Source organism: Variovorax sp. Soil_C_17 (genome assembly GCF_057657265.1).
This window is the reverse complement of the sequence record NZ_JBDGIT010000015.1, coordinates 1-12,920: the sequence shown is the minus strand read 5'-3', so window position 1 is coordinate 12,920 and position 12,920 is coordinate 1. Positions and strand designations below refer to the sequence as shown.

At 66.1% G+C, this 12,920-nt stretch carries 14 protein-coding genes and 1 tRNA gene; 11 read left to right on the top strand and 4 right to left on the bottom strand.

All coding sequences use genetic code 11. The features are described from left to right. Positions 1 to 26: 26 nt before the first annotated feature. From AC3A6Y_RS32220 to rbp, 3 genes are all read left to right on the top strand, one after another. Entirely contained in the window at positions 27 to 203 is a 177-nt protein-coding gene (locus AC3A6Y_RS32220; protein WP_487872289.1) for a hypothetical protein, read from the top strand. Between the two features lie 183 nt (positions 204 to 386). Continuing rightward, positions 387 to 665, top strand: a complete 279-nt coding sequence (locus AC3A6Y_RS32215; RefSeq protein WP_487872288.1) for a hypothetical protein — start codon at positions 387 to 389, stop codon at positions 663 to 665. A gap of 223 nt (positions 666 to 888) precedes the next feature. Continuing rightward, complete coding sequence (rbp, locus tag AC3A6Y_RS32210; protein WP_487872287.1) at positions 889 to 1,284, top strand: RNA-binding regulator; 396 nt, start codon at positions 889 to 891, stop codon at positions 1,282 to 1,284. A 96-nt stretch (positions 1,285 to 1,380) separates the two neighbouring features. On the opposite strand, the gene AC3A6Y_RS32205 is transcribed toward rbp, so the two are convergent. Then, positions 1,381 to 1,465, bottom strand: a tRNA-Leu gene (locus AC3A6Y_RS32205). Positions 1,466 to 1,516: 51 nt separating this feature from the next. Between AC3A6Y_RS32205 and cysM the strand changes: the two genes are divergently transcribed. From cysM to AC3A6Y_RS32185, 4 genes are read left to right on the top strand one after another with little or no spacing between them, the layout of a single operon-like run. Continuing rightward, positions 1,517 to 2,419 (top strand): cysteine synthase CysM, encoded by a 903-nt coding sequence (cysM, locus tag AC3A6Y_RS32200; RefSeq protein ID WP_487846294.1) that lies wholly within the window; start codon positions 1,517 to 1,519, stop codon positions 2,417 to 2,419. Between the two features lie 5 nt (positions 2,420 to 2,424). Then, positions 2,425 to 2,982: an NUDIX domain-containing protein gene (locus AC3A6Y_RS32195; protein ID WP_487872286.1), complete on the top strand. Its 558-nt coding sequence runs from the start codon at positions 2,425 to 2,427 to the stop codon at positions 2,980 to 2,982. Positions 2,983 to 3,022: 40 nt separating this feature from the next. Next, entirely contained in the window at positions 3,023 to 3,250 is a 228-nt protein-coding gene (locus AC3A6Y_RS32190; protein WP_106558597.1) for a sulfurtransferase TusA family protein, read from the top strand. Between the two features lie 10 nt (positions 3,251 to 3,260). Next, complete coding sequence (locus tag AC3A6Y_RS32185; protein ID WP_487872285.1) at positions 3,261 to 4,376, top strand: SGNH/GDSL hydrolase family protein; 1,116 nt, start codon at positions 3,261 to 3,263, stop codon at positions 4,374 to 4,376. Here AC3A6Y_RS32185 and galU read toward each other — a convergent pair. The 3 genes from galU to AC3A6Y_RS32170 all read right to left on the bottom strand — a co-directional run bounded on the left by galU (position 4,357) and on the right by AC3A6Y_RS32170 (position 9,277). Next, entirely contained in the window at positions 4,357 to 5,247 is an 891-nt protein-coding gene (gene galU, locus AC3A6Y_RS32180; protein ID WP_487872284.1) for a UTP--glucose-1-phosphate uridylyltransferase GalU, read from the bottom strand. The genes AC3A6Y_RS32185 and galU overlap by 20 nt on opposite strands. Positions 5,248 to 5,335: 88 nt before the next feature. Continuing rightward, positions 5,336 to 8,206, bottom strand: a complete 2,871-nt coding sequence (locus AC3A6Y_RS32175) for a valine--tRNA ligase (RefSeq protein ID WP_487872283.1) — start codon at positions 8,204 to 8,206, stop codon at positions 5,336 to 5,338. A gap of 93 nt (positions 8,207 to 8,299) precedes the next feature. Then, entirely contained in the window at positions 8,300 to 9,277 is a 978-nt protein-coding gene (locus AC3A6Y_RS32170) for an MBL fold metallo-hydrolase (protein WP_487872282.1), read from the bottom strand. 84 nt (positions 9,278 to 9,361) lie between these two features. Between AC3A6Y_RS32170 and yaaA the strand changes: the two genes are divergently transcribed. Genes yaaA through queF form a run of 4 tightly spaced genes read left to right on the top strand, consistent with a single transcriptional unit; the run spans position 9,362 to position 12,771 of the window. Then, positions 9,362 to 10,147: a peroxide stress protein YaaA gene (yaaA, locus tag AC3A6Y_RS32165; RefSeq protein WP_487872281.1), complete on the top strand. Its 786-nt coding sequence runs from the start codon at positions 9,362 to 9,364 to the stop codon at positions 10,145 to 10,147. Next, on the top strand, positions 10,144 to 10,986 hold the full coding sequence (locus AC3A6Y_RS32160) for a 2OG-Fe(II) oxygenase (RefSeq protein ID WP_487872280.1): 843 nt from the start codon (positions 10,144 to 10,146) through the stop codon (positions 10,984 to 10,986). Before yaaA ends, AC3A6Y_RS32160 begins: the two co-directional genes overlap by 4 nt. A gap of 37 nt (positions 10,987 to 11,023) precedes the next feature. Beyond that, positions 11,024 to 11,917 carry an alpha/beta fold hydrolase gene (locus tag AC3A6Y_RS32155; protein WP_487872279.1) on the top strand — a complete coding sequence of 298 codons (894 nt, stop codon included), beginning with the start codon at positions 11,024 to 11,026 and terminating at the stop codon, positions 11,915 to 11,917. Continuing rightward, positions 11,914 to 12,771 carry an NADPH-dependent 7-cyano-7-deazaguanine reductase QueF gene (gene queF / locus AC3A6Y_RS32150; protein WP_487872278.1) on the top strand — a complete coding sequence of 286 codons (858 nt, stop codon included), beginning with the start codon at positions 11,914 to 11,916 and terminating at the stop codon, positions 12,769 to 12,771. Before AC3A6Y_RS32155 ends, queF begins: the two co-directional genes overlap by 4 nt. Positions 12,772 to 12,920: the final 149 nt, after the last annotated feature.

The window sequence follows — 12,920 nt, the reverse complement described above, 5'->3', positions numbered from 1 at the left end:
ACCGCCGTTCAGAGGGGCAACGCAGCATGCCGGCCAGACGCGCGAAGCGCAGCCCGATCTCCTTTCGCGAGCTGCGCCATGCCGAGCAGCAGGCTGCTCTCTCGGCCGCTGCTGCGCAGCGCGTGGCGTTCTCGCCCACGATCTTGGGACTTGCCGCCGCGCGACTTCAGGCAGGACGGGCAGATGAGCGAGCCCGCAGCTGAAAACCATCCTTCAACCCATGCCCGCTAAGGCGTAACACTTTTGGTGGATGGCAGTCGGCGAGATTTTTGGAAAACTGAGAACTAATTCATGACTAAAAAACAACAAGAGCGCTTGCACCTACAGCGCCGGCCCGGCGACTAAAGCTAAAAAGAGTTCCTGTTGGCTCCCGATGGAGGGTTTCGATGTTCAGTTTTTTCCAGCCCAACCGAAATGGTCATTTGCGCCGGGTCATGGCCCTGCTCGAGGAGGCGCACCTCGCGCGCATCGAGCACCAGGCGGCCGCCGAGCACCACGGTGCCCTGGCCCGCATGTACTCCGAGCGTGCGAAGCGACTGGAGCGCGAGCTTTACGGTTCGGCACAACTGCCAATCGGGGAGGCGGCGGGCAAAAACCAGGACGAGAAGGCCGTGCTCTACGCGTTGGACGCCAACCGCCGTCTGGAGGCGCAGGCCAAGGGCTGAGAAGCGCGGATCCAAGAGGCCGCCGGCGGGCATTTTGAGCACTTAGGCTTTTCCCTCGCTCAGAAATTGGACCAGGCCCACAAATGTGAGAGACAATGCCGGGGCGTCGCCGCTTGCGGCTTCGTATCGGTAATCGGTTCAGTTTCGCGCCACTGCGCATCCTTGCTTGTTGTGACCCTGGGACTCCATCGATTGTTTTTTTGGTTTGATTAGGAGTCCCTTCATGGGCAAGAAACTTTACGTGGGCAACCTCGCCTACTCCGTCCGCGACGAAACCCTGCAACAGGCCTTTGGTGCCTACGGCAACGTGACCAGCGCCAAAGTCATGATGGAACGCGACAGCGGTCGCTCCAAGGGCTTCGGCTTCGTCGAAATGGGCAGCGATTCGGAAGCGCTCGCAGCCATTGAAGGCCTGAACGGCCAATCGCTCGAAGGCCGCGCCCTGACGGTCAATGAGGCCCGCCCCATGGAGCCCCGTTCGGGCGGCTTCGGCGGCGGCGGTGGCCGCAGCGGTGGTGGCGGCGGCTACGGCGGTGGCGGTGGCGGTGGCGGCTACGGTGGTGGCGGCCGCAGCGGTGGCGGTGGTGGCTACGGCGGCGGTGGCCGCGGCGGTTACTGATCGCCTGCAGGCATCAGCACAGAAAAAGGCTCCCTCGGGAGCCTTTTTTACTTGGTGCCGTGTTCTCAGGGAAAGCGACAGGTGCCAGCATCGCTTTGGTGCCCGGGGCCGGAATCGAACCGGCACGCCTTGCGGCGGGGGATTTTGAGTCCCCTGCGTCTACCAATTTCACCACCCGGGCAGGGGAAGGAAGGGAGCTCAAAATTATGGCACAGTGCCTGGCATGGCAAATGTGAACTATCCGACGATCGAGGATGCGATCGGCAAGACGCCGCTGGTCGCGCTGCAGCGCATCGATGCAGCCGAGAACTCGAAGCGCGGCAATGTGATCCTGGGCAAGCTGGAGGGCAACAACCCGGCCGGATCGGTCAAGGACCGGCCGGCACTCTCGATGATCAAGCGTGCCGAGGAGCGCGGCGAGATCAAGCCCGGCGACACACTGATCGAGGCCACCTCGGGCAACACCGGCATCGCACTCGCGATGGCCGCGGCCATCAAGGGCTACCGCATGGTGCTGATCATGCCGGAGGATCTTTCGGTCGAGCGCGCCCAGACGATGAAGGCCTTCGGCGCCGAGTTGCTGCTCACGCCCAAGAGCGGCGGCATGGAGTACGCGCGTGACCTGGCCGAGCAGATGGTGGCGCAGGGCAAGGGCCGCGTGCTCGACCAGTTCGCCAATGCCGACAACCCACGCATCCACTACGAGACCACCGGGCCCGAGATCTGGGCCGATACCGGCGGGCGCATCACGCACTTCGTGAGCGCGATGGGCACCACGGGCACGATCACGGGCGTCTCGCATTTCCTCAAGGAGAAGAACCCGGCGGTGCGCATCATCGGCGCGCAACCCGAGGAGGGTTCGCGCATCCCGGGCATCCGCAAATGGCCCGAGGAGTATCTGCCCAAGATCTATGAGCCCAGCCGCGTCGATCAGCTGGTCCACGTGAGCCAGGACCACGCCGAGGAGATGTGCCGGCGCCTTGCGCGCGAAGAGGGCATCTTTGCGGGCATCTCGTCGGCGGGCGCCCTGTGGGTGGCGCTCGAGATCGCAAAGAAGGTGGAGAACGCGACCATTGTCTTCGTGGTCTGCGACCGGGGCGATCGCTATCTATCGACCGGCGTGTTCCCGGCGTGAGCGCCATGGTCGATCCCAAGTTCTGCACGACTTGCGCCACGCCGCTCGCGCGCATCGAACTGGCCGAGGACGGCGGCCCGAAGTCGCGGCTGCGCTGCCCGGCCTGTGGCTGGACGCACTGGAACAACCCGACGCCGGTGCTCGCCGCCATCATCGAGTACCGCGGCCAGGTGCTGCTGGCGCGCAACGCCGCGTGGCCGCACAAGATGTATGCGCTGATCACCGGCTTCATGGAGGCCGGTGAAACGCCGCAGGAAGGCATCGCGCGCGAGATCAAGGAAGAGACGAACCTCGATGCCAGTGCGCTGAACCTCGTCGGCGTCTACGATTTCCAGCGCATGAACCAGGTGATCATTGCCTACCACGCAGTGGCCGACGGCGAGGTGCGGTTGTCGCCCGAATTGGTCGACTACCGGCTCTACGACCTGTCCGCCTTGCGCTGCTGGCCGGCAGGGACCGGCTACGCGCTGGCCGACTGGCTGCGCACGCGCGGGCACGAGCCGCAATTCATGGAGTGGCCACGACCGGCAACCCCCGCGCCCGACGCGGCGGCAGCCTCCTAGAATTCCGGCAGCGTCCGGCAGCCCGGTAGAAGGAACATCGATGGACATCCACAAAGAACTCGACACCCGCGGACTCAACTGCCCGCTGCCCATTCTCAAAGCCAAGAAGTCGCTCAACGAGATGGAGAGCGGCCAGTTGCTCAAGGTGGTGTCGACCGATCCGGGCTCGGTGCGCGACTTCCAGGCCTTTGCGCGGCAGACCGGCAACGACCTGGTCGAGCAGCAAACCGTGGGAGACGACTTCATCCACGTCCTGCGCCGCCGCTGACGGTGCCGCCGTGAAGCGCAGCGCCCGCCTTGTCGCCGGTGCTCTGGCGCTGGCCCTTGCGGCTGGGGCGCTCACGCTCGGCTTGTGGAGCGACGGCATGCCGCACGACACGACCCCTCGTTCTTCTTCCAATGCGATCCCGCTCGCGGTGCTGGGCGATTCCAACAGCCACTCCTACCAGGACAACGCCTGGTTTCCCGCCGACACCACCGAGCGCGGGGGGCGCCTGCGTTCGCGAACCTTTCAATGGATCGAGGTGTTGGCGCGCTTGCGCGGGCAGCAGCTGGATCCCGGCCCCTGGGTGCGCTGGGGCCGGCCCGGCGTTGTTGCGCTGGCGCGCGAATGGATGGGCTTGCCGGGTGGCCGCGCGCCACGAAAAGAAGACTACCTCTACAACTTCGCCAACTCCGGCGCCGCCTGCAAGAACCTGATGAACGGGCGCTTCCGCCAAGTGCCGCGCCTCGTCGCGCTGATGGACCAGGCGCCGGCGCGCTGGGCCCGCGGCGTGGTCGTGATCCGCATCGGCCTCAACAACTGGAGCGGGCTGCTGGACCTGCAGGCAAGCGATCCGAATGCGCCCGAGCTGCGCGAGGCCACCGCCCATTGCGCGGGCGAAATCGGCGCGGCGGTTCGGCGAATCCATGCCTCGCACCCGGGGACGCGCATCCTGCTGGTGGGCATCGGCAACGAGGCGGACGATCCCGCCAACTTCGAGCGCTGGCAGTCGGCGGCCGAAACCCGCAACATCCGGACGGCGCTCGATGGCTTCAATGCCGCCATTCGCCAGCTGGCCGAGGGCGACGCCCGGCTCGCCTATTTCGACGATCTGGCCTGGTTCCAGTCCCACTGGGGCTCGCGCAACGCCGAGGGCAAGCCGGACTACAAGACGGTCGAGATCGGCCCGGAACTGCGCGTGACCAACACCATCGGCGACGACCCGCGCAATGCACTCCTCACGGACCTGCATCCGGGCCTGGTATGGAACGCGCTCTGGGCGAAGGCGCTGGTGGCGCGCCTGCATGAAGCCTTCGGCCTGCCGCTCACACCGATCGGCGACGAGGAGCTGCGTCGCTTCCTCGAGCCGCTGGTCGCGCCGGCCGAGCGCGCTAAAGCTCCAGGGTCTTGAGATAGGCGCGGAACTGGGCGCCGACTTCCGGGTGTGCGAGCGCGAGCTCGACACTGGCCTGCAGGAAACCTTCCTTGCTGCCGCAGTCATAGCGCACGCCCTGGTACGAATAGGCGTAGACGGCTTCCTTCTTCATCAACGAGGCGATGCCGTCGGTCAACTGGATCTCGCCGCCGGCACCCTTGGGCTGGTTGCGGATCTCGTCGAACACGCCCGGCGTCAGGATGTAGCGGCCTGCGACGCCAAGGCGCGAGGGCGCTTCCTCGGGCTTGGGCTTCTCGACCATGCGATTGACTTTGACCAGGCCTTCCTCGATCGTGTCGCCGGCCACGATGCCGTAGCGCTTGACGTGCTCCAGTGGCACTTCCTGCACCGCCAACAGCGAGCCGCCGAGCCTGGCGAAGGCGCGCGTCATCTGGGCCAGCACGGGCTCGCCGTGCTCCGGGCCGACCATCAGGTCGTCGGCCAGCAGCACTGCAAAGGGTTCGTCGCCAACGAGATGCTCGGCGCACAGCACGGCGTGGCCCAGGCCGAGCATTCGGGGCTGGCGCACGTACGAGCAGGTCATGTCGTCCGGCATCACGGAATGGGCGATCTTGAGCAGCTCCAGCTTGTTGCTGGCCTCGAGCTGGCTTTCGAGCTCGTAGGCGGTGTCGTAGTGATCTTCGATGGCGCGCTTGTTGCGGCCGGTGACGAAGATCATGTCGCGGATACCGGCGGCGTAGGCCTCCTCGACCGCGTACTGGATCAGCGGCTTGTCCACCACCGGCAGCATTTCCTTGGGTTGTGCCTTGGTTGCCGGCAGGAATCGGGTGCCGAATCCGGCAACGGGGAACACGGCCTTGCGGATGCGCTTGGTGGAAGTGGACATGGCTTAGCGTCTGATCGGGTGAATGGGAGGATAGGGGCGCGCGGCGGCGCCGAACTCGAATACTAAAGCTCTCCGTGTCCAGGATGTGTCAGCCGAGGCGCACAAGCTGGTCGCGCAGCCGCTCCAGGGTGGCGCTGAAATCCGCCAGCCGCTTGCGCTCTTGCTCGATCACAGCGGGCGGCGCCTTGGCGACGAAGGCCTCGTTGCCGAGCTTGCCGTTGACCTTGGCGATCTCGCCCTCGATGCGCGCGATTTCCTTGCCGAGGCGGGCTTTTTCCGCGGCCTTGTCGATTTCCATGTGCAGGCACAGCCGCACGTCGCCCACCACGGCGACGGGTGCGGCCTCGGCTGCGGCGGCCCACGCGGGCGCGTCGTCGAAGACCTTCACTTCCTTGAGCTTGGCCAGCGCCTGCAGCACCGCTGCGGCCTCGCGCACGAAGGCGTTGCCATCCGCGGTGTCGGCTACGGCATACAGCGGCAGCCGCATGGCGGGCGAGACGTTCATCTCGCCGCGCAGCGTGCGGCACGCATCGACCAGCGACTTGAGGCGTGCGACATGGGCCTCGGCCGCCTCGTCGATCTTCTCGGGCTGGCTTTGCGGGTAGGGCGCGATCATCACCGACTCGCCGGGGCGGCCGGCCACCGGCGCCACCTTCTGCCAGAGCGCCTCGGTGATGAAGGGGATCAGCGGATGAGCCAGGCGCAGCAGCGCCTCGAGGGTGCGGATCAGGGTGCGGCGGGTGGCGCGCTGCTGTGCCGGCTCGCCCTGCTGGATCTGGACCTTGGCGATCTCCAGATACCAGTCGCAGAACTCGTCCCAGGCGAACTGGTAGATGGCGTTGGCGACGTTATCGAGCCGGTATTCCTCGAAGCCCTTGGCCACCTCGGCCTCGACTCGCTGCAACTGCGAGGCGATCCAGCGGTCGGCCTGGCTGAACTTCAGATAGCCATGCGCGGTTCCGCCGGGAGCGCATTCCGCCTTCGTGTGCTCGCGCAGCCCGCAGTCCTGGCCTTCGCAATTCATGAGCACGAAGCGCGTCGCATTCCAGAGCTTGTTGCAGAAGTTGCGATAGCCCTCGCAGCGCTTCGGGTCGAAGTTGATGTTGCGGCCCAGCGAAGCGAGAGAGGCGAAGGTGAAGCGCAGCGCATCGGCGCCGAAGGCGGCGATGCCGTCGGGGAATTCTTTCTGTGTGTTCTTGCGCACGGCCGACGCGGTCTCGGGGCGGCGCAGGCCCTGGGTGCGCTTCTCCAGCAGCTCGGGCAGGGCAATGCCGTCGATCAGGTCCACCGGGTCCAGCACGTTGCCTTCGGACTTGCTCATCTTGTGGCCGTGCGAGTCGCGCACCAGGCCGTGGATGTAGACGTGCTTGAAAGGCGCACGGCCGGTGAAGTGCTTGGTCATCATGATCATCCGGGCAACCCAGAAGAAGATGATGTCGTAGCCGGTGACCAGTACGGTGGAGGGCAGGTACAGGTCGTAGTCCTTCGTCTGCTCGGGCCAGCCCAGCGAGGAGAAGGGCACAAGCGCCGCGGAGTACCAGGTGTCGAGCACGTCTTCGTCGCGCGTGAGCGTCTTGCCGGGCGCCTGCGCCTGCGCCTCGGCTTCGTTGCGCGCCACGTACACCTTGCCTTCGGCGTCGTACCACGCCGGGATCTGGTGGCCCCACCAGAGCTGGCGCGAGATGGTCCAGTCCTGGATGTTCTCCATCCAGTGGTTGTAGGTGTTGACCCAGTTCTCGGGCACGAAGCTCACTTCGCCCGAGCGCACCGCGTCGATGGCCTTCTGTGCGATCGACTGACCCTTGGCGTCGGGCTTGGTCATGGCGACGAACCACTGGTCGGTCAGCATCGGCTCGACCACGGCGCCGGTGCGCGCGCAGCGAGGCACCATCAGCTTGTGCTTCTTGGTCTCGACCAGCAGGCCCATGGCCTGGAGATCGGCCACCACCGACTTGCGAGCATCGAAGCGGTCGAGGGTGCGGTATTTCTCGGGCGCGCTGTCGTTGATGGCGGCATCCAGCGTCAGCACGCCGATGATGGGCAAGCCATGGCGCTGCCCCACCGCGTAGTCGTTGTGGTCATGCGCGGGCGTGACCTTGACGACGCCGGTGCCGAACTCCTTGTCGACGTAGCTGTCGGCGATCACCGGGATCAGGCGGTCGACCAGCGGCAGCTTGACCTTGCGGCCGATCAGCGCCTTGTAGCGCTCGTCCTCCGGATGGACCATGACGGCGACGTCGCCCAGCATGGTCTCGGGCCGCGTGGTCGCAACCGTGAGCGAACCCGAGCCGTCCTCGAGCGGATAGGCAATGTGCCAGAGGAAGCCTTCCTCTTCCTCGCTCTCGACCTCGAGGTCGCTCACCGCGGTCTTGAGCACCGGGTCCCAGTTGACCAGCCGCTTGCCGCGGTAGATCAGGCCCTCCTCATAGAGCCGCACGAAGGTGTCGGTGACGACCTTCGAGAGCTTCTCGTCCATCGTGAAGTACTCGCGGCTCCAGTCCACCGTGTCGCCCATGCGGCGCATTTGGTTGGTGATGGTGTTGCCCGACTGCTGCTTCCACTCCCACACGCGCGCCACGAAGTTCTTGCGGCCCAGGTCGTGGCGGCTGATCTTCTGCTCTTGCAGCTGGCGCTCGACCACGATCTGGGTGGCAATGCCGGCATGGTCGGTGCCCGGCACCCACAGCGTGTTGTCGCCCTTCATGCGGTGGTAGCGCGCCAGGCTGTCCATGATCGTCTGATTGAACGCATGGCCCATGTGCAGCGTGCCCGTGACGTTCGGCGGCGGCAGCTGGATCGCGAAGGAGGGCGAGCCCTCTTTCGGCTGGCCCGTGCCGCGGAAACCTGCGACCGCGTAGCCGCGCCGCTCCCACTCGGGACCCCAGTGCGCCTCCAGGGCGGCGGGTTCGAAGGATTTGGACAGGCTCTCGAGGCCGGGCTGGGACAAGGTGTCGCTCATGGGGTGCAAAGACGAAAACGGCATCCCGCAGGATGCCGTTCGGGTGGGTTGAGGAAGCCCTCGATTTTATTCGAGCGCGACTGATTCAGGGGTTCAGCGCCCGGGCGCGTAGTTGACCGGAATCCAGAGGTAGCCGTTGCCTTGCGCGCGCAGCCGGCCCATGCCGGGGAAGGGGATGTGTGCGCTGGCCACCGGATAGCCCTGGGCGGCGGCCTCGGTGTAGGCCTTTCGCCGCTGTGCGGCGGCCGGCCGCGAGTCCGTGTCGAACTGGATGGTGATCGACGGGTTCTCGAACTGGACGGCGGCCACGTGCATCAGGTCGCCCCAGAACACCATCTTCTGACCTTTGCTCTCCGCGACGTAGAGAGTGTGGCCCGGCGTGTGGCCATAGGCGGCTTTGGCCTTGATGCCGCGCACGAGGTCGGTGTCTCCGTCGAAGGGCTTGAACTTGCCGGCGCTGACATAGGGGTTGAGCGAGGCCATGGCGCCCTTGAAGGAGTCCTTGGCATCGTCGGGCGCCTTGTCCATGTTGGCCGTGCTCAGCCAGTGGTCGGCATCGCGCTTGTCGGCGCGCACCGTTGCATTCGCGAAGACGGGTTTGCCGTCGACGGCGAGGCCACCGACGTGGTCGGGGTGCAGGTGTGTGATGTAGATCTCGTCGACCTGATCGGGGTGGTAGCCGGCCGCCTTGAGGCTGGCGGCCAGCTTGCCCAGCGTCGGTCCGAACAGGCCGCCGGCGCCGGTGTCGATCAGCACCAGCTTCTCGCCGGTGTTGACGAGGTAGGCATTCACCGAGGTCTCGAGCGGGCTCTGGAGGTACGACCGGGCCAGCGTCTTCTTCACCTGCTCGGGCGTGGTGCGCGTCAGGAGCTTGTCCACGGGCAGCGCGACGGTTCCATCCGACAGGGCCGTCACCTGGAAGTCGCCGACCATGACGCTGTAGAAACCGGGGGCAGCTTCCTTGGCGAGGGGCGCCTCGGCTTGCGCCATGGTGGGCACCCAGGCTGCAGCCCAGGCACAGGCGGCGGCAAGGACGAGAGCGTGGGCTCGCGCCAGCGGGACAACCTTCATCGGAATCTCCTCGGGGTGGTTGCGAATCAGCCGGACTCTAACCCCTTCGCGCCGCCTCGCTTCGGCCCCGCGGATAATTCGCGGATGCTGTTTTTGCTCTCCCCGGCCAAGTCGCTCGATTACGAAACCCCCGTGCCTGACACCCTGCCCGCCACACAGCCGCACTTCGAGGGACCCCGAGGCCCCTCGGCCGAGCTGATCAAGATCCTGCGCGAGAAGTCGCCGCAGCAGATCGCCGAGCTCATGCGGCTGTCGGACAAGCTGTCGGCACTGAACGTGGCGCGCTATGCGGCCTGGGCATCCAAGGGCACGGTCGGCAATGCGAAGCAGGCCGCCCTGGCCTTCGATGGCGACGTCTACGGCGGGCTCGACGCGAAGACACTGAGCCCGGGCCAGCTCGGCTGGGCGCAGGAGCGCATCTGCATCTTGAGCGGCCTCTATGGCGTGCTGCGCCCCTTGGACCGGCTGCAGCCCTACCGCCTCGAAATGGGCACGCAGTTAGCCAACCGGCACGGCAAGGATCTCTACGCCTTCTGGAATTCGCGCATTGCCGAGTATCTGAACCAGCGCCTGATGGCGGACCGCACGCCAGTCGTGATCAACCTTGCATCGCAGGAGTACTTCAGGTCGGTCGATCTGAGCGTGCTCAAGGCGCGCGTGGTGGAGTGCGTGTTCGAGGAATGGAAGAACGGCAAGTACAAGGTCATCAGCTTCTTCGCCAAGCGGGCCCGTGGCCTGATGGCGCGCTGGGCCGTGCTGCACAAAGCCTCCACGCCCAGGGCGCTGGAGAAGTTCGATCTCGAAGGCTACGCCTTCGACGCGACGGTCTCGGCGCCGGAGCGCTTCGTTTTTCGGAGGAGATCAGCGTGACGGGTCAAGCCATCAGCCCCGAACTGCGCGAATGGGTCGTCGCCCAACTCGCGGCCGGGCATTCCATCCCGAGCCTGCGTGCCTCGATGCGCGATGCCGGCTGGCACGACGATGCGGCGGACGCGGCGCTTGCAGAGGTCGAGGCGCCTGCCCGAGGCCTTGCTGCCGCCGCGCCTGTACGCGCGTCGATGCCGGGCCCGGATCTGTCGAACGCGCCCTTGTACATCGACACCGGCGACCGCCGTGTGCAGGTGCTCCAGACATTGCGCCATCCGCGGGTCCTGGTGTTCGGAGACTTGGTCTCGGACGAAGAATGCGAGGCCCTGATCCAGGCGGCGCGGCAGCGGCTCGCACGGTCCCTCACCGTCGAGACAAAGACGGGCGGTGAGGCACTCAATGTCGATCGCACCAGCGACGGCATGTTCTTCGAGCGCGGGGAGAACCCCGTCGTTGCACGCCTGGAGCAGCGCATTGCTGCGCTGCTGCGCTGGCCGCTCGACTTCGGGGAGGGCTTGCAGGTCTTGCGCTACGCACCGGGCGCCCAATACCGGCCGCACTACGATTACTTCGACCCCAACGAGCCCGGCACGCCCACCATCCTGCGCCGTGGAGGGCAACGCCTGGCCACGTTGGTGATGTACCTGCAGGAGCCCGAACTCGGCGGGGCCACGACTTTCCCCGACGTGGGCCTCGAAGTCGCGCCCAAGCGCGGTACCGGCGTCTTCTTCAGCTATGAGCGGCCGGATCCGTCGACGCACACCTTGCATGGTGGCGCCCCGGTGCTGGCGGGCGAGAAATGGGTGGCCACCAAATGGTTGCGCGAGCGCGAGTTCCGCTAGGCGCCGCGACTGTTTGCAAGGAGCGGACGGCCAAGTCATGAAACTCACCGCCAACGGTATCCAGATCGAGGTCGAGGACAGCGGCGGCGAAGGCCGGCCTGTGGTGCTGCTGATCATGGGGCTGGGCATGCAACTGATCGCCTGGCCCGAGGACTTCGTTCGGACGCTGGTCGATGCCGGCTTTCGGGTCGTGCGCCACGACAATCGGGACATCGGACTGAGCCAGGGCTTCGACCAAGCGGGCGCTGGCAACCTCGTCTGGCAGAGCGTACGGCATCGCATCGGGCTGCCGGTTCGCTCGGCCTATTCGCTGCAGGACATGGCGGACGATGCGCTCGGCGTGCTTGATGCGCTGGGAATCCGGCGCGCGCATGTGGTGGGCGCATCGATGGGCGGCATGATCGCTCAGCGCCTGGCCATCGGCGCCCCGCAGCGCGCGGCGAGCCTGGTCAGCATCATGAGCTCGAGTGGTGCGCGCAACCTGCCTGGGCCACGCCCCGACGTGGCTGCGGCGCTGATGCGCCGGCCGGCCAGCCGGACAGAGGCCGCGCTGATCGCGCACAGCCTCGGCGTCGTCCGGCTGATTGCCAGCCCCGCCTATCCACAGGACGAAAGGACCGTGGCCGAGCGCATCGCCCGCGGCCTGCGCCGCGCCTACCGGCCGAACGGAATCGTGCGGCAGATGCTGGCGATCGGGGCCGACAGCGGACGCCACGCGTTGCTGGCGCGCATCTCCAGCCCGACGCTCGTCCTGCATGGCGACGCGGATCCGCTGGTGCCCATCGCCTGCGGTCAGGACACGGCGCGCCGCATCCCGGGCGCGCAGTTCGTCCCCGTGCCCGGCATGGGCCACGACCTGCCGCCGCCGGTTTGCGACATCCTGCTGCGGAACATCATTCCTTTTATGCAGACCGCCGAAAAGCTTGCATGAGCCTCGACAACACACCTGAACAATCTCAGCTGGGGCGCACTTCGACCTATGTCGACCGCTACGACCCTGGCCTTCTGTTTCCGATTCCGCGCGCCACGCAGCGCCAGGCCATGGGCATCGCGACCCGGCCGCTACCGTTCTTTGGTGCGGACCTGTGGACGGCTTTCGAGCTGAGCTGGCTCAATCCGCGTGGCAAGCCGCAGCTGGCGATCGTACATTTCACGGTGCCTTGCGAGACGCCCAACATCATCGAGAGCAAGTCCTTCAAGCTCTATCTCAATAGCTTCAACAGCACCGTCTTCGTCGACGCGGAGGCCGTCCGCGAGCGGCTGCGCGCCGACCTGAGCGAAGCGGTCTGGCGGGGCAGCGAGCGTGCGGAGGGTATCGGGGTCAAGCTGGTGGGCTCCGAGACGTTCGATCGCGAGCAGATCCATGAGCTCGACGGCCTCGATCTCGATCGACTTGACATCGAGTGCACGCAGTACCAGCCAGCGCCAGAGCTACTGTCCAGCGACGCGACGCAGGTTCCCGTGACCGAGACCTTGAGCAGCCGGCTGCTCAAGAGCAACTGCCTGGTGACGGGGCAGCCCGACTGGGGCAGTGTTCAGATCCGCTATAGCGGGCCGCCGATCGACCAGGCAGGACTGCTGGCGTACATCGTGAGCTTTCGAAATCACAACGAGTTCCATGAGCCTTGCGCCGAGCGCATGTTCTGGGACATCTGGCGCCGCTGCCAGCCGACAAAGTTGGCCGTTTATGCGCGCTACACGCGGCGTGGTGGTTTGGACATCAATCCGTTTCGCACCAGTTGGCCGCAGGCGTTGCCGTCGAACACTAGGATGGCGCGGCAGTAGGAAGGGGCGCTGTCCGCGTCGTTTGGGCAGTACGCGAAAAAGTTGAGCCCGGATTGCACATCGGTGGCAAACCGTGTCATAATCGAGGGCTCCGCACAAGACGGCAGGCAGTTGAAGCTCTCAGGGGTTTTGGTGGCTGCGGTGGTGGA